Source organism: Pseudocitrobacter sp. 2023LY-00077, from assembly GCF_055796175.1.
Genome location: NZ_JBSPEI010000033.1, coordinates 1 through 20540, shown reverse-complemented (window position 1 = coordinate 20540; position 20540 = coordinate 1). Strand labels below are relative to the sequence as shown.

22 protein-coding genes are annotated in these 20540 nt (G+C 51.1%); 21 read left to right on the top strand and 1 reads right to left on the bottom strand.

The window, feature by feature from the left end; genetic code table 11:
- The 21 genes from ACWWFX_RS24335 to ACWWFX_RS24235 all read left to right on the top strand — a co-directional run.
- Nucleotides 1-824, top strand: an 824-nt coding sequence (locus tag ACWWFX_RS24335) for a PBSX family phage terminase large subunit (RefSeq protein ID WP_473224969.1), incomplete at its 5' end; no start/stop codon positions are given.
- 15 nt (nucleotides 825-839) lie between these two features.
- Nucleotides 840-2195 (top strand): anti-CBASS protein Acb1 family protein, encoded by a 1356-nt coding sequence (locus ACWWFX_RS24330; protein ID WP_473224968.1) that lies wholly within the window; start codon nucleotides 840-842, stop codon nucleotides 2193-2195.
- Nucleotides 2155-3081 carry a phage minor head protein gene (locus ACWWFX_RS24325; RefSeq protein ID WP_058673024.1) on the top strand — a complete coding sequence of 309 codons (927 nt, stop codon included), beginning with the start codon at nucleotides 2155-2157 and terminating at the stop codon, nucleotides 3079-3081. The genes ACWWFX_RS24330 and ACWWFX_RS24325 overlap by 41 nt, the downstream gene beginning before the upstream one ends.
- Nucleotides 3082-3083: 2 nt before the next feature.
- Nucleotides 3084-4349 carry a hypothetical protein gene (locus ACWWFX_RS24320; RefSeq protein WP_473224967.1) on the top strand — a complete coding sequence of 422 codons (1266 nt, stop codon included), beginning with the start codon at nucleotides 3084-3086 and terminating at the stop codon, nucleotides 4347-4349.
- 12 nt (nucleotides 4350-4361) lie between these two features.
- A complete protein-coding gene (locus ACWWFX_RS24315; protein ID WP_032669780.1) occupies nucleotides 4362-4811 on the top strand; it encodes a gp53 minor capsid family protein in 450 nt (149 codons plus the stop codon).
- Between the two features lie 17 nt (nucleotides 4812-4828).
- Nucleotides 4829-5905 (top strand): major capsid protein, encoded by a 1077-nt coding sequence (locus ACWWFX_RS24310; RefSeq protein ID WP_473224966.1) that lies wholly within the window; start codon nucleotides 4829-4831, stop codon nucleotides 5903-5905.
- A 9-nt stretch (nucleotides 5906-5914) separates the two neighbouring features.
- Nucleotides 5915-6208: a hypothetical protein gene (locus ACWWFX_RS24305; RefSeq protein WP_023296439.1), complete on the top strand. Its 294-nt coding sequence runs from the start codon at nucleotides 5915-5917 to the stop codon at nucleotides 6206-6208.
- Between the two features lie 62 nt (nucleotides 6209-6270).
- Nucleotides 6271-6672, top strand: a complete 402-nt coding sequence (locus tag ACWWFX_RS24300; protein WP_048244373.1) for a DUF7370 family protein — start codon at nucleotides 6271-6273, stop codon at nucleotides 6670-6672.
- The gene (locus tag ACWWFX_RS24295; protein ID WP_045335910.1) at nucleotides 6672-6845 is read left to right on the top strand and encodes a hypothetical protein; all 174 of its coding nucleotides are present in this window, start codon (nucleotides 6672-6674) and stop codon (nucleotides 6843-6845) included. The genes ACWWFX_RS24300 and ACWWFX_RS24295 overlap by 1 nt, the downstream gene beginning before the upstream one ends.
- A complete protein-coding gene (locus tag ACWWFX_RS24290) occupies nucleotides 6838-7071 on the top strand; it encodes a hypothetical protein (protein ID WP_045324577.1) in 234 nt (77 codons plus the stop codon). The genes ACWWFX_RS24295 and ACWWFX_RS24290 overlap by 8 nt, the downstream gene beginning before the upstream one ends.
- Entirely contained in the window at nucleotides 7068-7418 is a 351-nt protein-coding gene (locus ACWWFX_RS24285; protein WP_334376633.1) for a hypothetical protein, read from the top strand. The genes ACWWFX_RS24290 and ACWWFX_RS24285 overlap by 4 nt, the downstream gene beginning before the upstream one ends.
- 2 nt (nucleotides 7419-7420) lie before the next feature.
- A complete protein-coding gene (locus ACWWFX_RS24280; protein WP_473224965.1) occupies nucleotides 7421-7885 on the top strand; it encodes an HK97 gp10 family phage protein in 465 nt (154 codons plus the stop codon).
- Complete coding sequence (locus ACWWFX_RS24275; RefSeq protein ID WP_473224964.1) at nucleotides 7882-8265, top strand: phage tail termination protein; 384 nt, start codon at nucleotides 7882-7884, stop codon at nucleotides 8263-8265. Before ACWWFX_RS24280 ends, ACWWFX_RS24275 begins: the two co-directional genes overlap by 4 nt.
- A gap of 64 nt (nucleotides 8266-8329) precedes the next feature.
- The gene (locus ACWWFX_RS24270) at nucleotides 8330-9073 is read left to right on the top strand and encodes a phage tail tube protein (protein WP_473224963.1); all 744 of its coding nucleotides are present in this window, start codon (nucleotides 8330-8332) and stop codon (nucleotides 9071-9073) included.
- A gap of 57 nt (nucleotides 9074-9130) precedes the next feature.
- Nucleotides 9131-9802: a DUF6246 family protein gene (locus ACWWFX_RS24265; protein ID WP_232936091.1), complete on the top strand. Its 672-nt coding sequence runs from the start codon at nucleotides 9131-9133 to the stop codon at nucleotides 9800-9802.
- Between the two features lie 12 nt (nucleotides 9803-9814).
- The gene (locus ACWWFX_RS24260) at nucleotides 9815-12625 is read left to right on the top strand and encodes a coiled-coil domain-containing protein (protein WP_473224962.1); all 2811 of its coding nucleotides are present in this window, start codon (nucleotides 9815-9817) and stop codon (nucleotides 12623-12625) included.
- On the top strand, nucleotides 12625-13122 hold the full coding sequence (locus ACWWFX_RS24255; protein ID WP_473224961.1) for a hypothetical protein: 498 nt from the start codon (nucleotides 12625-12627) through the stop codon (nucleotides 13120-13122). Before ACWWFX_RS24260 ends, ACWWFX_RS24255 begins: the two co-directional genes overlap by 1 nt.
- Entirely contained in the window at nucleotides 13122-13592 is a 471-nt protein-coding gene (locus ACWWFX_RS24250; protein WP_473224960.1) for a hypothetical protein, read from the top strand. The genes ACWWFX_RS24255 and ACWWFX_RS24250 overlap by 1 nt, the downstream gene beginning before the upstream one ends.
- A gap of 9 nt (nucleotides 13593-13601) precedes the next feature.
- Nucleotides 13602-13994: an NlpC/P60 family protein gene (locus ACWWFX_RS24245; RefSeq protein WP_473224959.1), complete on the top strand. Its 393-nt coding sequence runs from the start codon at nucleotides 13602-13604 to the stop codon at nucleotides 13992-13994.
- Entirely contained in the window at nucleotides 13981-16458 is a 2478-nt protein-coding gene (locus ACWWFX_RS24240) for a host specificity factor TipJ family phage tail protein (RefSeq protein ID WP_473224958.1), read from the top strand. Before ACWWFX_RS24245 ends, ACWWFX_RS24240 begins: the two co-directional genes overlap by 14 nt.
- 58 nt (nucleotides 16459-16516) lie before the next feature.
- Nucleotides 16517-18433: a tail fiber/spike domain-containing protein gene (locus tag ACWWFX_RS24235; RefSeq protein ID WP_473224957.1), complete on the top strand. Its 1917-nt coding sequence runs from the start codon at nucleotides 16517-16519 to the stop codon at nucleotides 18431-18433.
- Between the two features lie 41 nt (nucleotides 18434-18474).
- Here ACWWFX_RS24235 and ACWWFX_RS24230 read toward each other — a convergent pair whose 3' ends face one another.
- The gene (locus tag ACWWFX_RS24230) at nucleotides 18475-20262 is read right to left on the bottom strand and encodes an acyltransferase family protein (protein ID WP_473224956.1); all 1788 of its coding nucleotides are present in this window, start codon (nucleotides 20260-20262) and stop codon (nucleotides 18475-18477) included.
- Nucleotides 20263-20540 lie beyond the last annotated feature (278 nt).

Below are 20540 nucleotides of genomic sequence, written 5' to 3'. Positions count from 1 at the left end.
AGAAGCTGAGCCCGACCGTTCGTGAGGAAGGTTCAGAGATTTGGGTGACGTGGAACCCGGAACGAGACGGAAGCGCAACGGATAAGCGTTTCCGCAAAGAAGCCGGCGACGACTGCATTACCGTTGAGATGAACTATACGGATAACCCGTGGTTCCCTGACGTGCTTGAGGGCGAGCGGCAGAACGATCAGCGACGCCTCGACCCAGCGACATACGCATGGGTGTGGGAAGGGGCTTATCTCGAAAACTCCGATAAGCAGGTCCTGGCCGGAAAATACCGGATTGCCGAGTTCTCGGACCAACTCTGGAAAGAAGCTGAGCGCCTGTTCTTCGGTGCTGACTTCGGTTTCGCCAAAGACCCTAACACGCTGGTGCGTTCGTTCATCCTGCATAACCGGCTGTACATCGAATACGAAGCATACGGTCAGCAGACGGAGCTCGACCACATGCCAGAGCTGTACGACACTATCCCCGGATCGCGTGACTGGCCCATCAAGGCAGACTCCGCTCGACCCGAGACGATTAGCTATCTCAAGCGGCAGGGATTCAACATCTCAGCTGCTGAGAAATGGCAGGGGAGCGTTGAGGACGGGATCGCCCATCTTCGCGGCTTCGACGAAATCATTATCCATCCGCGCTGCAAAAACGTGGCACGTGAGGCCCGCATGTGGTCGTACAAAACAGACCGCATTACCGGCGAGGTGCTGCCGAAACTGGCCGATGGTGACGAGCACTGCTGGGATGGCATTCGTTACAGTCTCGACGGGCACATTAAGCGTAAGGGCCAGATGGCGGGGATGATGATTCCGAAACGCCTTCGCTAACCAAACGGACAAACCATGACTGACAAATTAACTCTCGCCGTCAACCATGCGTTGAACGATGCGCGGATGGCGCGCGCCCGAATGGGGCTGATGGCGCCAACTATGGGGCTGGACAATAAGCGCCACTCCGCATGGTGCGAATATGGCTTCCCTGAACAGGTAACCTACGAAAATCTCTATGCGCTCTATCGCCGCGGTGGCATAGCACACGGCGCAGTAGAGAAGCTGGTGGGCAAGTGCTGGCAGACTAACCCGGAAATCATCGAGGGTGACGATGCCGACGAGAGCGAAAGCGAAACCGCCTGGGAAAACAAGTCAAAGCAGGTATTCAACAACCGGTTCTGGCGCTCATTTGCCGAGGCGGATCGCCGTCGCCTTGTCGGTCGTTATGCAGGCATCCTTCTGCACGTCCGCGATGAAAAAGACTGGAACCTTCCGGTTACCAAAGGGCGAGGGTTGCAGAAGGTTTCCGTGGCATGGGCCGGATCGCTAACGGTGAGCGAGTGGGACACTGGGCTGAACTCGAAGACTTACGGTCAGCCGAAAATGTGGCAGTACGCCGAACGCTTGCCGAATGGTTCAAGTCGCCGCGTCAATATCCACCCCGATCGCGTTTTCATCCTTGGTGATTACTCAGACGATGCTATTGGCTTCCTTGAGCCAGCTTATAACGCCTTTGTGAGCCTGGAGAAGGTAGAGGGCGGGTCTGGTGAGTCATTCCTGAAGAACGCCGCTCGCCAGTTAGCACTTAGTTTCGACAAGGAAATCGACTTTGGCAGCATTGCATCTATGTACGGCGTTGAAGTAGATGAGTTGCAGGATAAATTTAATGACGCTGCACGCGAGATGAATCGCGGCAATGATGTGCTGCTTTCTCTCCAGGGGGCCAGCGTAACCTCCCTTGTTTCTCCGGTTTCTGATCCGTCTCCAACCTATAACGTAAACCTGCAAACAGCCGCCGCAGGAGTTGATATTCCTACGCGTATTCTGGTTGGTAACCAGCAGGCTGAGCGGTCCAGCACTGAAGACCAGAAATACTTTAATGCTCGCTGTCAGTCGCGCCGAGTAGACCTCGCTTTCGAGATAGAGGACTTCTGCGACAAGCTTATTGACTTGCAGATCGTCGATTCAGTCAGCCAGAAAGCAGTTATCTGGGATGACCTGAACGAACAGACCGGTACTGAGAAGCTCACCAACGCCAAGACTATGGGCGAGATTAACCAGACCATGCAGGGCAGCGGCGATGAACCAGCGTTCACCCGTGAAGAGATTCGGACGGCTGCGGGCTATGACAATGACAATGACGACGAAGAGCCTTTAGGAGAAGAGGATGGCGACGAAGAAGACGAAGCCACCAATTCTACCGCGTAACTATCAGGATCCGACCGGGGCCGATGCGCTGGAACGCCGCGCAATGAAAGACTTCGCCAGGCGCATGAATAAGATTGGCAAGGCGTACAAATCAGCACTCGACAAAATACCTTCCTCCCTCGCAGTAAACGCCAGATACGAATACCAGTTAAACCCAACGCTACTCTCTATCATCCTGAACGATGCCAGTTACCTGGTTGATCAGGTGCTGCTTGAAGGTGGCGATTACGACCTGTGGTTTTACGAGTACATCGATCTGGCTTCGGAGAAAGGGACCGGACAGTCGTTCTACAACCTCAGCCAGCAGTCGCCGGTGTACGCCGCTGGTCGTGAGTCGTTAGCGTCCATCCTCGCAAGCGACCCGTATCAGCAACGCATGGCGCTGGTGCATGCGCGTGTGTTTGAGGAAATGAAGGGGCTGACAGCTGACGTTAAGCGCGACATGGCGCGCGTACTGACTGATGGGGTGGGGCGTGGGCTCAATCCGCTGGATATTGCCCGCAACCTGACGGACCAGACCGGAATCGAGAAGCGCCGGGCAAACCGTATAGCACGCACTGAAGTGACTACCGCACTGCGCAGGGCTAAGTGGGATGAAGACCAGGAGGCGAATGACCTTTACGGCCTTAAAACGCTTCTGGTTCACATCTCGGCTCTGTCACCGACAACCCGTCATACCCACGCAGTGCGCCATGCCCACCTCTACACCAATGAAGAGGTCCGTGACTGGTACAGCAAGGATGGCAACTCCATCAACTGCAAATGCAGCCAGCAGTCGGTGCTGGTGGATGCGGACGGTAATCCGGAATACCCGGACACCATCACGAAACTCAAACAGGAATATAAATCGATGCAGGCGCGCGGTTACGCCTGGGCGGAGAAATAGCTATGCCTATGCAGGTCAACATCACCACGAAGGTGAACAGTCAGTCTATCCGGCGCGAAACATACAACGGGCGTGAGCATCTGGTACTGCCGAGTTACACGCTTCCGGCGAACGTCGTCATGAATGGCGGGCTGTACACGCAAGAACAAATCGACGCCCACTATAAGGGACTGGAAGGCACCCTGGCACCGCTTGGGCATCCTCAGGTTAACGGTCAGTTTGTGTCTGCTTTCTCGCCTGAGGGGATTAACGCAGGCCATATCGGCGCGTGGAACCGCAACGTTAAGAAGTCCGGTAATCGCATCTACCTAGAAAAGTGGGTAGATGTTGCCCGCGCTAGCGAGTCGGAAGGTGGCAGGGAACTGCTTGAACGTGTCGCTGCCATTGAGCGCGGTGAAGACGTGCCGCCGATTCATACCAGTGTTGCCGCATTCCTCGACCAGCTTGAACCTAACGAACAACAGAGAGCTACGGGCGCCGAGTGGGTGGCGAAGATTCACAGCATGGACCATGACGCGATCCTGCTGCACGAAGTCGGAGCGGCCACCCCTGAGCAAGGAGTAGGCCTGATGGTTAATGCCGATCTGGCTCAGCCGCTTAAGGCTAACTCTGGCGCACTGGTGGGTGAATCCTACCGTGAGCGCGAGCAGCGTCTCGATCGCGCAGCCAAAGCGAAGTTTGCGGCGGGGGCGGATGAATATGCATGGGTTGCTGATTTCACTGACTCGCAAGCTGTAATCATCCGCAACGGCGGCAGCGCCGAGGTGTTTGGCTACAAGTCTGATGGCGGCGTAATCACCTTCGAAGATACCGGCACCGCAGTAGCGCGCCAGGAGTCGTGGGTCGCAGTCGTCGCTAACAAATTCAAAGCTCTATTCACACCGCAGGAACAGCCTGCACCAAACCACAAAACGGAGGGCGACATGCCTTTAACCAAAGAAGAACTGGAACAAATCGGCAGCATGATCGGCCAGGCTGTTGCGACCAATACTGAAGCGGCTATTAAGCCTCTCGCGGAAAAGGTTGATGCGCTACAGGCCAACCAGAAGCAACTCGCTGACACCCTGACCGCCAACTCACGCGCTGAAGAGAAAGCCAAACGTGATGCGGTTGCCAAGGTCCATGGCGACATCGTGGCCAACGCGCTTTCTGGCGATGCGCTGGACGCAATGTTTAAGTCGCTGGGCGAAGCTGCTCCGCTGGGCACCAACAATGCTCAACAGCACAAAGAAACCGGCGCACCTGCCGCAGACGAACACTTCAAGTAAGGAGCCGGAATAATGCCACGTTATCGTCGCGTTAATATCGACGGTCAGTCTCTGTACAAGACCGAAACACGCACTACGGCCGCAGCGCTACTTCCGGGTACCGCCGCAACCATCAACTCCTCAGATGAATTCGCTCAGGCCACTGCGCTAACCGGACGCCTGTACATCATCGATGTCGGTTACCACCAAGGCCTGACAATCACCGAAGAAATCCCTGCCGGGGATTCGGCAGTAGGTAACTACGTCGAAGAAGGTCGTGAGCTGGCGCTGCGTTGCCTGCCTGGTGCGTATAAAAAAGACAGCCCGATCAAGCTGGGCACTGCCGGTCAGTTTACCCTGGCAACCGATGACACTGATTCAGTGATCGGATACAGCCAGGATGAATACACCATCGCGGCCAGCACTACCGACTTCATCCGCGTGCGCATGCGCGTTGGCACTGCCGCCGCTGCTGGCGCGTAACAAAAGGACAAATACATATGTACTTCTCTAAAGAGACGCTGGCGACAAACTCCCGCCTTGGCGGGCACTGGAGTGAGCTGTGGGCAAACCGCAACATGTGGAACCTACAGAACGATTCCATCATTGCGGCTAACCGCGCAATCATGACGGCTGACATGCTGGCCTGTAACGCCGTTGGCGGTTTCTCCCGTGACTTCTGGGCTGAGATTGACAACCAGGTGCTGCAACTGCGGGATCAGGAAGTTGGCATGGAAATCGTGAACGACCTGATCGGAGTTCAGACGGTGCTGCCGGTCGGTAAAACCGCCAAGCTGTATAACGTGGTAGGCGACATCGCTGACGACGTGTCAGTAAGCATTGATGGCCAGGCGCCGTTCTCCTTCGATCATACTGACTACGCGAGCGACGGCGACCCGATTCCGGTGTTCACTGCTGGTTACGGTGTTAACTGGCGTCATGCTGCTGGCCTTAACTCTGTAGGCATTGATCTGGTGCTGGATTCGCAGATGGCGAAGATGCGCAAGTTCAACCAGAAGCGCGTTAACTACTACCTCAACGGCGATTCAAAAATTCAGGTTCAGTCCTATCCTGCGCAGGGCATCAAGAACCACCGCAACACCAAGAAGATTAACCTCGGATCTGGTGCTGGTGGCGCGAACATCGACCTTACTACTGCCGACATGACCGCGTTCTTTACGTTCTTCGGTAAAGGCGCATTCGGTACTACCGCCCGCACGAACAAAGTCGCCGCATACGATGTAATGTGGGTTTCCCCGGAAATCTGGGCAAACCTGGCTCAGCCGTACGTGGTTAACGGCGTTGTAAGCGGAACTGTATTGCAGGCGGTTCTGCCGTTCGCGCCAGTGAAAGAAATCCGCATGAGCTTCGCGCTGACCGGTAACGAGTTTATCGCGTACGTTCGTCGCCGTGACGTGATCTCTCCACTGGTGGGTATGGCTGTCGGTGTTGTTCCGCTGCCGCGCCCACTGCCTAACGTTAATTACAACTTCCAGATTATGTCTGCTGAAGGTCTGCAAATCACCGCAGATGATCAGGGTCTGTCCGGCGTTGTCTACGGCGCTAACCTGGCGTAAGGAAACAGCATGGCTAAATACGAAGTTGTGCGCCCATGGTTCGGCGTGAAGGTTGGCGACGTGGTGGAGTTGAAAGAGCTTCATCCGGCGTTGAAGTCTAACGTTCGGCTGATGAAAGGCGAAGCTGGTGGCGAGCTGAAACCAGCAACACCTGATGCCGGTACCGGTGAGAAATCTCGCAAAGAGATTATTCAGGACCGCCTTACTGAGCTGGGCATTGAGTTCAAGGGCACCTTGGGCGCTGAAAAGCTCAGTGAGCTGTTGCCAGATGGCGAACTCGAAAAACTTTTCCCTGCTGAATAACAGCCGCCGCTAAGGCGGTTTTTTTATGCCCCGCTCCGGCGGGGTATTTCACGGAGTCGATAATGGTAACTCTCGAACAGGCGAAGGAGTATCTGGAGAGCCAGGGAATTACCATTCCCGATTTTGTTCTTCAGGCTCTCGTCGACCAGGCCAACAGCATACAGGAGTGTCTTGATGCGCATTATCCGGCATCGACCGCACTGCTGATTCAGCTCTATCTGCTGGCGCTTATGGGGCTCGGGCAGGGGGACAAATACATCTCCAGTCAGACGGCTCCAAGCGGGGCGTCGCGCTCATTCCGATACCAGTCGTTCACCGACCGCTGGAAAGCCTCAGTGAACCTGTTGCGGGGGCTGGATAAATACGGTTGTGCCACTGCTCTTATTCCTGCCGACCCTACCGCCACCCCGGCATTCGCTGGTATCTGGATCGGTAAGGGCGGCTGTATGTGCGGGGGCAAGTGATGACGTACAAATCAGTTAAGCACGGGCTGCCGCGCTCGTTCACCCGCGTATGGGTGATGACCGACACCGGGCGGGAGACTACCGGCTACGTGAAATCGGACGGCGAGTGGTTCATCAACTGCCCGCGCATCCGGGCGACTGGCGCGAAGGTGTTGAGGTGGAAAGATGGCTGAACGATACGATGTGCATGCCTTTAAGTGCGAAGACAACTGGTCGCTGTTCATCTGGATAAACGACTCCGGAGTTAAGTTTATTGGCCGACATGCTGAAACTTACGAGAAAGCCAAATTTGACTTTCTGGAGCAGGCTGATGCTAGGCGCCTCGCCAGTCAATCAGGCTCGATGCGGCCTCTTGATGATTTCAAAATCGTTGAGAAGGTGGAGGTATTCACTCTATGAGCAGCGTTGCCAACTGGTCTTACACCGCCACGGCGACCATCTGGCGAAAGCTGGAAGGCAATGACGAATACGGCGACCCGCTGGGCTATGCCGAACCTGAGCAAATCCTCTGTGATTACGAGGGTGGGCTCAGCAAGAAGTTAGCCAGCATGGGCGCCGAAATCGTCGTGAAGAACACCGTCTGGACGGAGTTCGCGCTGGCGGCCGCAGGTGATTACCTGCTGATTGGCGTATCGACCGAAGCTGACCCAGTTGTGGCCGGTGCCGACGAGGTGAGGCAAGTTATTCGCTATGCCGATACGTTCGAGCGCCTTGCGGATGATTACGCCATCCTGACGGGAGTGTAGCCATGGGCATCAAAGTGAAGGGCATCAGCCAGGCGAAGAAGCACCTGAACGATGTCATCAACGACGTTAAGGGCCGTAAGGTAATTCGCGCGTTGCAGTCGGCGATGATGCTTATCGGCACCCGGGCGGCATATTACACCCCTATCGACAGCTCCACGCTGATTAACAGCCAGTTTCGGGAAATCGACGCTGGTGGCGTGCTCATCACCGGACGCGTCGGGTACTCAGCCAACTATGCTGCTTACGTGCATGAGGCGTCAGGAAAACTGAAAGGTCAGCCTCGAGCGCAATTCGGAATAACCAGTAACCGGTCTGAGTTCGGCCCGCAGAAACCGAAAGAATTCGGTGGCGGGACAGGAAAGGGCAATTACTGGGATCCGCATGGTGAGCCGCAATTCCTGACCAAAGGCGCAAATGACGAGCGCGATAACGTTGACGCGGTGATGCGCAAGGAGCTTTCGTTATGACACCCATGATGCACGAGCGGGTGCGCAACATGTTCGGCGACGCCGGGCTAACTAACGGATTCACGGTGCAGCAGCTGATGTACGACGACCCGGGGGACCTGTCGAAGGCGATCATGGTGTTCAGGCCTAACGGCGGGTCGAATATTCGGAATGACCTCGGATCTGAGTATCACGTCCTGGTCGACGTCGTGGGGGCAAAAGATAAGCGCAAAGACGCACTCAATGCCGTACAGCGAATCGTCGATTACGTCCAGGCCAACCCCATGGCTGACGAGTGTGTCGGCTACATCCAGAACATGGGCGCTATCCCCGCGCCGGTGCTCACAGAAGAAGGGCGAATAGTCTTCCGACTCCAGTTCGCCTGCACTTACGGCGAATAGCCATTCCCAACCAAATAACCCGCTTCGGCGGGTTTTTCTTTTATACGTCAAAGAGGAGTTTCACATGGCTAATTGCCAGAACTCGAACGAGCGCCTGTTCGGCGGTGCGGTCGTGCTGGAAGTCGCCGATGGCTGCCCTGACGTCAAGCCACTTGAATCTGAGTGGATGGCGCTGGCCGCTGGTACGTCTAAGGGCTTCGACTTCAACCCGAACTCGGTTACCTCTGATGCGGATGACGGCGGCGGCTATGTCGAGACCATCATCACCAACAGTGACTTCACCCTGAGCTTTGAAGGCGAAGTGCGCAAGAAGGACAAGCTGGATCAGTACGGTGTCGGCAAGTTCATCAAGTATTTTGCTGATGAGCTGAAGGCTAAGCGCCAGCCAGGTATCTGGGTGCGCATGGACTACGGCCCGGTTGAATTCATCGGCTACATGAACATCACGGCGCTGAGCTCCGACGGTGGCACTAACGACATCGTCACGTTCTCCACTGAGTTCAAAGTCGGCGACGCGAGCACTATCGAAGTGAACGAAATCACTGCAGTGGCGGTGACTGGCGTGACGGTTACTCCGGCAACCAGCACTGGCGCGGCTGGCGGTACCAGCACCTTCACGGTGAATATCGCACCAACCGGCGCAACAAACAAAGATTTCAATGTAGCGACTACCGATGCGACCAAAGCAACGGCTACAGCCTCCGGCAACACCGTTACCGTGACGCGCGTCGCCACCGGTAGCGCGCAGATCATCATCAACACCGAAGACGGCAACTTTGTGGCCGTGCATACGGTTACCGTTACCTAACGGACATTCCAAAGGGTGGCGTGCTGCCCTTGATAATGACCGTTTACTGGAAGGCCTATGACCGCTTTAACCGATATTGGCGAACTCTCTATCAGCGACAGCCGCGAAGGCGGGAAAGATTACCTGCTACGGCCTTCATTCGAGGCTATGACGAAGATCGGCACCCCGGAAGAGATTGTGCAGGCATACGCCACCATCCACGGCAATGATGTCGCTAAGCTCATTGAGGTTTGCGCTGGCACGCTGGGGCGCTTTCCTGAATGGCTGTCTCCTTCTTTCAACCGCGCCGCTGAGAAGCTTTTATCAACGTGCATGCTGGTGCTGCAATCGTGCTGCGATGACGACCTGACACCAATGATAGGCGAGTGGAAAGGGTGGCGGCACTGCGTCGTATACCGGCCGGGCAGATTGCCAAAGAACGACATTATCGTGCTGGCGCAGCACCTCATGCAGCACGGCATCGTCGGAAAAGCCAGGGTTCGCCAGTTGCAGCGCCACGAAACAGGCGAGCGCACAACAGAGTTTAAAGCATTCGACTACATCAGCGCAGCTCGCAGCCACTTCGGCATGAATCGCGCCGAAGCCTCGCAGTTAACGATGACCGAATTTCAGATGCTGTTGGCGGCAAAATACCCGGACCAGAAAGGCTTCACTCGCGATGAATACGACAGCATCGCTGACGAATACCTGGCTAAACAGGCCGCGCGCAGGGCAAAAGCAAAGCAATAACCGGAGAATGACATGGCAGGTGAGAAGAACGCCGGTAGCATCGTTTATGAAATCAGCGCCGACGTTGAGCCGCTGTTACAAGGCGGCAAACAGGCCATTGATGCTCTGGATAAACTGGAGGCTGCGGCACAGCAATCAGGCAAGGGGATGGATAACCTCGACGAGAGCACCTCACAAACCGGATCGGCGTTTACAGAACTGGCTGGATATGCCAACTCCATGGATAACCAACTGCGTAAGCTGAACACTAATGTGAGCGGCATTGCCCGGGCAATGGAAGAGGCGCGCAGTGGTACCGGTGGTGCAAGTAGCGAATTCAATCGTGCTGAGTCCATTGTTGAGGCGCTTGGTAACCAACTTGCAGTGCTTGATGAGGCTCAGGAAAATGGCGCCCGTAGCGCTGCAATTCTGGCAGCACAACTTCGAGCTGGGTCAAAGGCTACCGATGAAGAAAAGCAGAAGATTGGAGATCTGACTGGTCGACTCTACGACATGAAAACAGGTGTCGAGAATGGAGCCAAGGGCACCGGTAAGTGGAAGACCAGCATGCAACAGGCTGGATATCAGGTGCAGGACTTCATTGTCCAGGTTCAGGGTGGTCAGTCAGCACTAGTTGCTTTCTCTCAGCAGGGCTCGCAACTTGCCGGTGCATTCGGCCCGGGTGGCGCAGTTATTGGCGCAATTATCGCGTTGAGTACGGTGGTCGCCGGTACGCTAGTGGCATCGCTTGGGAATGGCAAAAATGCCATTGATGCACTTAAGGATGCGATCGAAACGACGGATAAAGTCATTTCAATTTCACAGAACGGCGTGGGAGCCCTCTCTGAGAAGTACGCAGCGCTAGCTAGGGTAAATATCCAGGTTGCAACGTTGATGCGCAACCAGGCTGAAATAGAGCTTCAATCTGCCTTGGCAAAAGTATCGACTGAGGTTCAGAAGGCATCGAAGGATTTCATCGGGTTTGGTGATTCACTTGTTTCGTCCCTTGGCGGTGGCTATGCCAGCGTTAAGCTTTTCAATGATTACCTTTCCACTCTCAGCATCACCACAAATGACTTCAGTGAGGCAATGAAGCAGGCAGCGGCATCAGGTCGAGCCGGTCAAACAACCATGCAGTCTATGATTGCCACTGTAGGCGCGCTGGCTGGCAAGTTTGATTTAACAGATCAGCAGGCATATGAATTTGCCAAGCAGCTATCAGATATTGCTAAGAACCCATCTGACGAGAAGTTGAATGCACTGATCGTAACCCTGCAAAAAGTTGGTGATGGTCAGTCATCTGGTGCGAAAACAGCCAGAGAATATGCAGCGCGACTTCTTGAAATAGCTACGACTAGCGCGGATGCATCAGTGCGACTCAAAGCACTGAAGGAGATGACTGACAGCCTGACATCAAGTCAGGATAAAGCTCTTAAGCAAGCCAGGCAGGAACTGTTTATCACCAGGCAAACTGGCGATGAAAAGATGAAAGCACAGGCGTGGCGAGATGCTGAGAATCAGGGGATCAAAGAGGGGACTCAGGCATTCCGTGATTACTACAACGTTAGGTTGCAAACCTACCAGCAGCAAGAGGCCAACACTCAGGCATCAAAAGCTGGAGCAAAAGCGACAAGGGAAGCCGCATCCGCTGCTAAAAGCTCAGCAAACGCGGAAGAGTCAATAACCAAGAAGTTGCAGAATTTGCGTGCTGCCTCTGATTTGACAACGGAGTCTATTGAAAAGCGCCGCATTGAAGAGGCGGGGTTGCGAGCACAGCAATCCCTTGGTAGTTCTGCAACTCAACAGCAAATGGCAGAAGCTAAAGCGCTTGGTGAGGCCAACGAAAAGGCTGCTATTTCAATCCAGAAAAGGAAAGAAGCCGACCAGGGTTATAAGCAGTTACAGGGGGCCGCATCACCTGTCGCTGGGGTTGATAATAATTTCCAGGCCCAGATGCAGTCACTTAACCAGTACGCTGCACTTTATCCGCAGAAAATTGCAGAAATAGAGGCCACTCGCGCCGCAATTGAGAAGCAATATCGGGACCAGAGAACAGCCGCAATGTGGGCAGAATGGTCGCAACAAAATGTGGCAACGCAGTTATTTGCCGACACATTGCAAACCTCGATGAACACTGTATCAAGCAGCATCACCGGCATCCTGAATGGAACGCAAAGCCTAAATGATGCACTTGGGAATATTGCCAACACCGTCCTAAGTAGTGTTGTTCAATCTTTCGTCCAGATGGGCGTCGAGTGGGTTAAATCCGCCATTACAGGCAGCTCAGCGCAAATTGCAGCGACAGCAGCCACGACTTCAGCCGCAGTTGCTGGCACCGCGACTACTACCGCAGCAAGCGTATCATCGGCAGCCGCAACCACAGCAGCATGGACACCGGCTGCTATTGTGGCGTCAATCGGTTCATTTGGCGGTGCAGCAGCTATCGGTATTGGTGCAGTTATAGCGGCGATGGCGCTATCAAGTTCTCTGGCGGGCAAGCGTAAGAACGGCGGCCCGGTATCGGCAGGAGGAATGTATCAGGTAGGCGAAGGCGGTATGCCGGAAATCTACCAGGCCAGTAATGGCAGCCAGTACATGATCCCCGGTGACAACGGCAAGGTTATCAGCAACAAGGATATGCAGGGCAGCAGTGGGAATATTCAGGTAAGCATTGTTTTTAACGACCACTCCTCAGGGCAACATCAGTTTGATGCTCAGGCCACACAGAATGGTAACAGCCTCACCATTGAAGCGGTCCTTGCAGACCTAAATAACGGTGGGCCGATATCTCAGGGCATAACGAGTAACACGACAGCGAAAAGAACGCCAAGGGGGCAGGGCTGATGCCAATTATTGACTATCCCGACTGGCTGCCGCTGGCGCAAAAGGCCAGCAAAAATATGACGCTCGATACCGGGTTTCAGACTGACCAGCCAGCGGTCGGCCCGGCTATCTTCCAGAATCTAACCGATGACCTGAAGGCTACCTGGTCGCTAACGTGGATCTTCACGCTGGATCAGGAGAAAGCGTTCCAGCAGTGGCTTCGCAGTCCGAACTATCTCAACCGTGGCCTGAACTGGTTCCGGATGCCGGTTAACATCGGTGGTAGCGGCCTGCAGGTGCAGGAGCTGCATTTTACTCAGATGCCGGTGCAAACCAGTATCAACAGTGGAGTTGTCACATGGACCGGTACGGTAATCGCCAACCACCTGTTTAATGCTGATGACGACTTTGACGACATCATCGTTGAGCTGCCGCCTCCGTGGAATTCGTGGCTGGATATCGTTGTCACGGGCTATCCGGATGGGCGAGACCCGGAATCGTTGCCGAGAGTGCCATAATGCCGACGTACAGAGAATATAAACAGCAGCGCCCGACGCGCGGGCTCTACGACACCATCACCTTTTACCATCCTTCATTTGGTTATGTGCGCCTGGTCGATAAGCAGTTTTTCCCGAAGACGCTTGGAGGCCAGGAGTACACGCCAGCACGCTTTGAAATTGAGGAAAGCCAGCAGAGCGGGACGCCGGTAATCGACGCCACGGTTAAGCTGGGGCGTCTGTCCACTGACGTCAAACTGTTGATGAAGAAGTGGAAGGGTGCGGCTAGGCTAACGGCTATCACGGCCACGCGGCAGGTGTTCGATAGTGGTGATGTGTCAGCACCGATTAAATCGTGGCAGTTGTACGTAAAGACGGTCGATATTGATGCAGATGCGGCCTCAGTGACGCTTTCCGTAACTAATCCACTGAATAACAATATCGGTCAGTTATACGATCCCAGCGAATATACCGGACTCCAATATCTCTAAGGCAAACGCATGTTCAAAGATGATTTCATCGACAAGGTAATCGGTGTGCCATGGGCAAACCGTGCGTGCTCATTTGAACAGGTGGATTGCTGGGGGTTGTGCGTGCTGTATTACCGCCACGTTATGGGTATCGAGCTGCACCAGACGCCGGACTACGAAGCCGGGGCGGATTTCTTTACCTGCTATCAGGGTGATGTCGTTTACTGGCAGAAAGTCGTTAAGCCGGTTGAAGGCGGAATCTTCGTTGGCTACAGGGCATCTCAGCCAGCTCATGTGGGGCTCATCCTGAACAGGAAAGCGCTGCACTCTCGCGGCGAGAATGGCAGTGTGAGAGAAGATTCTCTACTCGTTATTCAGCGGGCATTCACTAAAGTGGAGTATTTCGTTTATGGCGCTGATTGAATTGCAGCGTTTCCCAGGAACGCCAAAAGAACGCTATAGGGTGCCAAACGGCACCCTTTTTTATGACTGGCTGGCGGCGAACGACAACAATCTCCATCGCGACCTTCTTATCGTCCGTAATGGCGTGAAGCTTGAGGAAGACGATGAACTGGCGTTCGAGCTGTGTGAGATGGATACCGTCCAGCTATTCGATCAGCCGAAGGGGGCGATCGGCGACGCCATCAGCTCAATATTCAAAGTTGTTGGGCAGGTATTTTCTTTCCTGGCGCCAAAGCCGGCCATCGCTAATACCGGTGGGGAAACCGTCGACTCGCCAAACAACAGCCTTACCGGCCAGACGAATACTGCGCGCGTCTACAAGGCCAAACCGGATATTTACGGCCAGGTCAGGTCATATCCCGACCTTATTCAGGAGTCCTTGTTCGAATACGTGTCAAGTTCCGGTAACGACGGCGGTCTCAAATATGTTACTGAATGGATGTGTATCGGCATTGGGCGCTACGGTTATGAGTCGGTACGTTACTCAGAGTCTAGTCTTGGAAGCATGGCTGGCGCGGAGTATCAGTTTTATCAGCCAGGGGAAACTATTCCCGTGCTTTATGAGGGATATCCTTTCGATGATGTCGATGGGCAGGAAGTGCCGGGGCCAAATGAATCTGATGATTTTCCTGTAGAGTCAGCAACTGCAGACACAGTTGTGAGCGGCACATATTCCGGCGGACAGATCGCCATGAAAATCGTCAAACAGTCCGAGTTCGACTATTTCATGGGCTTGGTTCTACCTCACTCTGTCACCTTTGAGATTAACGTGACCTACAGCACAGCCTCCGGGCCTGTTACGGAGGATGTCGTATTCTCGGGTACGCTGATTTCTGCTGTTCAGACTGATGATGGAGCAGTGATTAATCCCGTGCAGTGGTACACATTCACCATGGGGGATTTGAGTGGTCCATCTAACGTACCGGCCAGCGCGACCATCAATACCACGAAATTCATTCTGAACGACAATGAGGCGCTTGTTGTAGGTCCATTCTTTTCGCCGGTAGAGTCAACAGAGCTGTGGATCCATACGCAGTCATCACTTGGTGGACGCAATGACACCGACTGGGATGTTAAAATCTGGAAAATTGATGACGACTACAATCAAATTCCTGGCACCGAAGAGACGTTTCACTATCACCTAAGAAACAATAATAAATCTGCGAGCAAGGTGTTTTATCGCACAGATAAGCTCACCCCGATCGGCGGTTATGGCAAGTATGCGATTAACTTTCAGCGTACCAACAACAGTACTGACGCATCCATACTGAAGGTTGAGGAAATCCACGCAGTAAACATTCGGACGAACGTGGTGCACCCAACAGATACGCTTGTGCGCGTTAAGGTTCGAGCTACTGAAAACGCACTTGGCAGCCGGGAGCGGAAATATAACGCCCTGGTTACCAGACACACAATAAGCTACGACCTTGATTCTCAGGAGGTGGATTACACGCTCAGGCCATCACGTTCTTTCGCAGATGCTGTGGCGCATACCTGGCTCGTTATGGGGAATCAGCCAGAAGCGAGTATCGACCTTTACGGCCTTTATTCCATTGCTGAGAGTCTTCCTGACGAGCGCCTAGGGTACTTCGATTACACCTTTGATGATGAGAACGATTCATTGGGTGATCGTGTACAGGCTATCTGCAATGCGGCAAGCGTGACCGCTTACTGGGATGACGGCGTGCTGACGTTTACCCGTGACCAGAAAGTGACGCATCCGGCATCAGTATTTAACCGGGCCAACATGAAAACGGATGAATATAAAATCACGTACGAGGCCACGCTTCCTGGTGGTTATGACGGTGTTCAGGTGTCGTATGTTCACCCGACGACAAACAATAAGACCTACATCAACTACCGCGTTTTGAACGGTGCCATCGTGGAGCAGGAGGCCGAGAACCCCAACAAAATGGAGATTGTCGGGTTCAGAAACGAGTACCAGGCCCGCGAACGCGCGCTGCGGGAAACTAAGCGGTTGCTTTACTCGCGTACGAAGATGAACTCGAAGGTATTCGAAGATGGGATTATTCAGGTAGGTAGCGTCGTCCAGATAGCAGATATTTACGATAGCAACCAGCAGGGCGGCTACATCACCGGGCGAACCGGTAATAACTTCGATACCAGCGAGCAGATAACGTTTTCCGGCTCGATGTATGTCCTGGTGACTGATAGCCAGGGCAACCCAACGCAACGCTACCCGGCAACAGCACGCAGTGATACACCATACGGTTTCACCGCGTCGGTGCCGGATATTCAGCTCAATATCTGGAACGGTGACACTATCCAGCTTCCCTCTCGATACTTGATAGCAACGGTGGAAGAGCTGGACAACCAGCTATGGACAGTCAACAGCATCAAACCGAACACGGATAACACCGTTTCGCTGACGGTCGCAGAATATAGCGACGCTATTTATCAATAAGAACCAATACCCATCACCACAACCCAGCAAATGTGCTGGGTTTTTTTATGGAATTAATATGGCTACGCAACCTACTAACCTGCCAGTACCAAGCGAATCACCGCGCGACCTGAAGTTTAACGCCGGTAAGATTGATGAGTTTGTAACCTCATTCTATCATCAATATATCGACAGATTTGGTAAGTCTCATTATACAATAGAGGGCCTAAAACAACTCGTACTTAGCCATATTTATAATTTAGGTTGGAATCCAGTAGGAACATTTCAGAATGGAGCAATCATTGCCACTGCAGGAGATATTATACAGGATGAGACAACGTTAACATGGTACCGCTGGGATGATTTGACTTCATTGCCTAAACTGGTCCATCCTGGATCTAGTCCTGATACAACTGGTGGTACAGGTGAAGGTAAATGGGTAGTAGTTGATGCTTCAAGTATTCTTGCTCAGGAATTGGCAAAAAGCACAGGCACAGAGATAGTCGGCGATGAGTCTGGCCTTACATTAAAAGAACGCTTACATTACGACGAATCCGATATTGCTCTCTATGGTTATGCTTATGGTAGCGGCGATGATGCCAAAACCGCCATTCTTGAAGCTATAGAAAGAACTGGTCGCGCCCATATAACTGGGGCTACGACGCTATCAAGGTTTGATTGGCCTCAAGGTGCAAGGTTGACAGGTAAGGCAACCATTACATATACAAGACTACCTAACGTGCCATGTGAATTGGATAGTGAAATCCCTGTGGATCACTCTTTAATGAAAGCAGTATATGTACACCAGGTGTTTGATATTTGCGATATGCTTCAGCTTAAGACTGCTGGATTTAATACAATAATCCATTACGGCCAGTTTGGTAGCTCTGGTGGTAGTATGGATAAGGCGTGCAACTCCGCAGAAGCCATAGGAATAAATATGATATTGGGAGGCCCGGTTTACGGTCAAACTAGTACCCCATCATCTGATTTAGACAATAGAGGCTGCGTCATAGGATATTATCTTTACGACGAACCGCAAAACCACTCAGTATCAGCAGCAGATCAAGTAATACGAATTAACGCATTTAAGTCATTTACAACAAAATCGTTAGTGATTGTTGACAACGGCATATTCTCGTTTGATAACCAAACAATTCCATCCGGCTATGATGGGATAGGATATGATTTGATTTTTATAGATGCATATGCATACTCCGCTAGAGATTCAGCCACAAATAAGAGGTTTGCCATACTATGCTGGGCTGAAATGCAACATAGATCTCCAAATTCAAAGATATTGCCTTGTATTGGAATGTTCACTGATACATCGGAATTTACCGATAAAACAAAGCAAATAAAATTTGCTAGGGAATTTTTTGGTATGGGCGATGCGAGTTACGTAGCATTTGCATGGGAAAGCCATCTAATCATAAATTCATTTAAGGATATTACAAATGAAACCGATTTCTATAAAGAAATAAAATCATATAATGCCATTAAAAAACAATCACCCTACCTCCTGAAATCATACGTGTTTTACACTGATAGAATGGGGGGGGCAATTAGGCTTTATAATGATAAATATAGTTCAATAGATGTTTCACCATGGCAAACAGTAAACACAGGCACTGCTACATCAGAAAGAAATACGACATTTAAAAGAGGTGGGATAGCGGCAAAAAACAGTGGTGGAGTTTTTGCAACAAGAGTTACTAACTATGGATACATAGCTTTCGAGCTCTATTATTATAATGGAGCAGACACTGCAAGCACTAATGCGGCCATAACTACATGCATAGACGATTTTTACACAAACGCTGACCAAACAACATTCACTTACACAAGCACGAGCAACACTTGGATCAGCTCAGTAGAAACAACTCCAAACCTTGGGGTTGGAATTAGAATATCCCCATCGCAATCCTACCAATACCGATGGAAATTTTTATCAGGAGGTGTTATAGATTGCTCCTGGCGTGGTGCATCATTTTAAAAAACCCATCCATCACACCACGTGGTGGATGGGTTGTAAGTTTATCTAATTGATTCTATCAAATCAGATTTTGTGCTTAGGATGCCACCTAAATATTCAGCACCATATTTAGTTAGATGATTGGTGTCATATGATAAAAACCGTCCATCATCATCAAAAACGCGAACCATTCCATTTGAATCCTCAAGCATTCCAAGAATGTCAATGTAACTAGGCCCAATGGTAACCTTAGCAATATTGTTGAATTCCTGATACTTATTCAATGGTTTTGATTTGGCGTTGATTCTCTCATTCTCAGATAAGTTAACAGTATAATTATTATTGTAACCAAAATTCTTTGTTCCAGGCATAAATATATTTGCGCGAGAGCTAATTCTGATTTTATCATAGCATTTCTGTAACTTATCAATGCTACTATTATAAGCCTCACCACCCCAATTATCCGAGTATATTATAACATCGGCCTTTGAAGTGTAGTGATATAAAGAATTTTTGTTATTGATAGATTCATAACAATTACCTTCAAAATATACAATATTCATAGAGTTTACATCAATCCTAGTAGACACTACGTTAATAATATCCCTAGCATATGAATTTCCAACAAATAATATTTTCCTACCTTTTTGTGAGAACTCAATGTTTTTGAATCTCTTTGGTGCGTCCACATAGTCCTGCGGATTTCCGCCATAAGCCAATTCAGGCCTAAGAGATTGAAATCCGTATGTTTTATGAGACAGAACTCCAATGGCTGATAGTAACAACGAAGCACATATAACACCAGAAACTACAACTTTAGTTGATAGAATGCTTCTATTTCTGAATGGCTTTTCAATAAAAGAATATGATGCATATGAGATAAGAAATATTAAAGGTATAGAAAGTATGAATGCTGATCCTGAAGGCTCATATTGTGAGCTCAATCGAATAAATGCGAACACAGGTTGGTGCCACAAGTACAATGAGTAGCTGATTACCCCACAGAAAACAAGAGCCTTGCAGGACATTAGTCGCCCAACTCCTGACTCGCAATTTGAATAAATAAGATACAAGCAAGTACCAACCACAGGAACCAAAGTTTCTATTCCTGGGTGGGATTGCCTACCTCGCAATAATACATATCCAATAACTATAAGGGCAATTCCTATAAATGCAAAAAAATCATTACCCCTTGACCTTCTAAAGTGTACTATTGCAGCAACCCCACCCAAAGCAATTTCCCATGCCCTTGAAGGAAGCATTAGGAAAGAGAATTCATGATTACGGCTAGTAAATACCAAAGAAAAAATAAAGCTTGCAATGGATATTGCCGATAGAATTATAGCTGTATTTCTTACGAATCTTTCTTTTTTCCAAAGTGATATTAAAAATACTACCACTGGAGCTATAAGATAGTACTGTTCTTCTACGGCCAGGCTCCACGTGTGGTAAAGAGGCTTAAACTCCGAGGCGGTAGACCAATACCCGGATGTCATATATAGAAGGATGTTATTAGCAGAAAAAATAGTTGCAACTACAGACTGCCCAAAGTTTTTTAGGTCATAGGGTACCATTATAAACACAGAGACAACAGATGTTACACTAACCATTGCTATCAAAGCTGGAGCAATTCTTCTAATCCTTCGCTCGTAAAAAACACTGAAACTGAATTTACCAGATATAGACTCCCTCATCAGAATGCTTGTTATCAAAAATCCACTTATGACAAAGAACACATCCACACCAAGGAAACCACCGGGAATCCAAGACGCTCCGGCATGAAAGAAAATTACAGGCAAAACAGCCAATGCCCTTAAACCATCGATCTCGGGTCTATACTTCAATTCCATATCGATATACCAGCCATAAAATTAAAAATTACACCGCATAACTTTCTCAATTGTTAACGATTAGCAATGAGGTGAAACATAAACTAAGAAGTATCTCATTCTAACACCACAACACAGCTTGATCGACAACGCCGATCGGTAATACTGTATTAATATGGGTCTTCCCTTGTTGTGGTGGCTGAAGGCATGATAATGGTGTATTTAATCGCCAGAGGTCACCGCCATGGACGAAAAGTCCCTCTACGCTCATATTCTCAACCTGTCCGATCCGTGGCAGG

What these genes read in the sequence shown, in the direction of transcription:
- ACWWFX_RS24250 (WP_473224960.1), top strand. Translation starts at nt 13,122, where the DNA reads ATGCCGACGTACAGAGAATATAAACAGCAGCGCCCGACGCGCGGGCTC.
- ACWWFX_RS24265 (WP_232936091.1), top strand. Translation starts at nt 9,131, where the DNA reads ATGACCGCTTTAACCGATATTGGCGAACTCTCTATCAGCGACAGCCGC.
- ACWWFX_RS24235 (WP_473224957.1), top strand. Translation starts at nt 16,517, where the DNA reads ATGGCTACGCAACCTACTAACCTGCCAGTACCAAGCGAATCACCGCGC.
- ACWWFX_RS24300 (WP_048244373.1), top strand. Translation starts at nt 6,271, where the DNA reads ATGGTAACTCTCGAACAGGCGAAGGAGTATCTGGAGAGCCAGGGAATT.
- ACWWFX_RS24325 (WP_058673024.1), top strand. Translation starts at nt 2,155, where the DNA reads ATGGCGACGAAGAAGACGAAGCCACCAATTCTACCGCGTAACTATCAG.
- ACWWFX_RS24320 (WP_473224967.1), top strand. Translation starts at nt 3,084, where the DNA reads ATGCCTATGCAGGTCAACATCACCACGAAGGTGAACAGTCAGTCTATC.
- ACWWFX_RS24270 (WP_473224963.1), top strand. Translation starts at nt 8,330, where the DNA reads ATGGCTAATTGCCAGAACTCGAACGAGCGCCTGTTCGGCGGTGCGGTC.
- ACWWFX_RS24275 (WP_473224964.1), top strand. Translation starts at nt 7,882, where the DNA reads ATGACACCCATGATGCACGAGCGGGTGCGCAACATGTTCGGCGACGCC.
- ACWWFX_RS24240 (WP_473224958.1), top strand. Translation starts at nt 13,981, where the DNA reads ATGGCGCTGATTGAATTGCAGCGTTTCCCAGGAACGCCAAAAGAACGC.
- ACWWFX_RS24295 (WP_045335910.1), top strand. Translation starts at nt 6,672, where the DNA reads ATGACGTACAAATCAGTTAAGCACGGGCTGCCGCGCTCGTTCACCCGC.
- ACWWFX_RS24260 (WP_473224962.1), top strand. Translation starts at nt 9,815, where the DNA reads ATGGCAGGTGAGAAGAACGCCGGTAGCATCGTTTATGAAATCAGCGCC.
- ACWWFX_RS24330 (WP_473224968.1), top strand. Translation starts at nt 840, where the DNA reads ATGACTGACAAATTAACTCTCGCCGTCAACCATGCGTTGAACGATGCG.
- ACWWFX_RS24285 (WP_334376633.1), top strand. Translation starts at nt 7,068, where the DNA reads ATGAGCAGCGTTGCCAACTGGTCTTACACCGCCACGGCGACCATCTGG.
- ACWWFX_RS24230 (WP_473224956.1), bottom strand. Translation starts at nt 20,262, where the DNA reads ATGGAATTGAAGTATAGACCCGAGATCGATGGTTTAAGGGCATTGGCT.
- ACWWFX_RS24280 (WP_473224965.1), top strand. Translation starts at nt 7,421, where the DNA reads ATGGGCATCAAAGTGAAGGGCATCAGCCAGGCGAAGAAGCACCTGAAC.
- ACWWFX_RS24310 (WP_473224966.1), top strand. Translation starts at nt 4,829, where the DNA reads ATGTACTTCTCTAAAGAGACGCTGGCGACAAACTCCCGCCTTGGCGGG.
- ACWWFX_RS24245 (WP_473224959.1), top strand. Translation starts at nt 13,602, where the DNA reads ATGTTCAAAGATGATTTCATCGACAAGGTAATCGGTGTGCCATGGGCA.
- ACWWFX_RS24305 (WP_023296439.1), top strand. Translation starts at nt 5,915, where the DNA reads ATGGCTAAATACGAAGTTGTGCGCCCATGGTTCGGCGTGAAGGTTGGC.
- ACWWFX_RS24255 (WP_473224961.1), top strand. Translation starts at nt 12,625, where the DNA reads ATGCCAATTATTGACTATCCCGACTGGCTGCCGCTGGCGCAAAAGGCC.
- ACWWFX_RS24290 (WP_045324577.1), top strand. Translation starts at nt 6,838, where the DNA reads ATGGCTGAACGATACGATGTGCATGCCTTTAAGTGCGAAGACAACTGG.
- ACWWFX_RS24315 (WP_032669780.1), top strand. Translation starts at nt 4,362, where the DNA reads ATGCCACGTTATCGTCGCGTTAATATCGACGGTCAGTCTCTGTACAAG.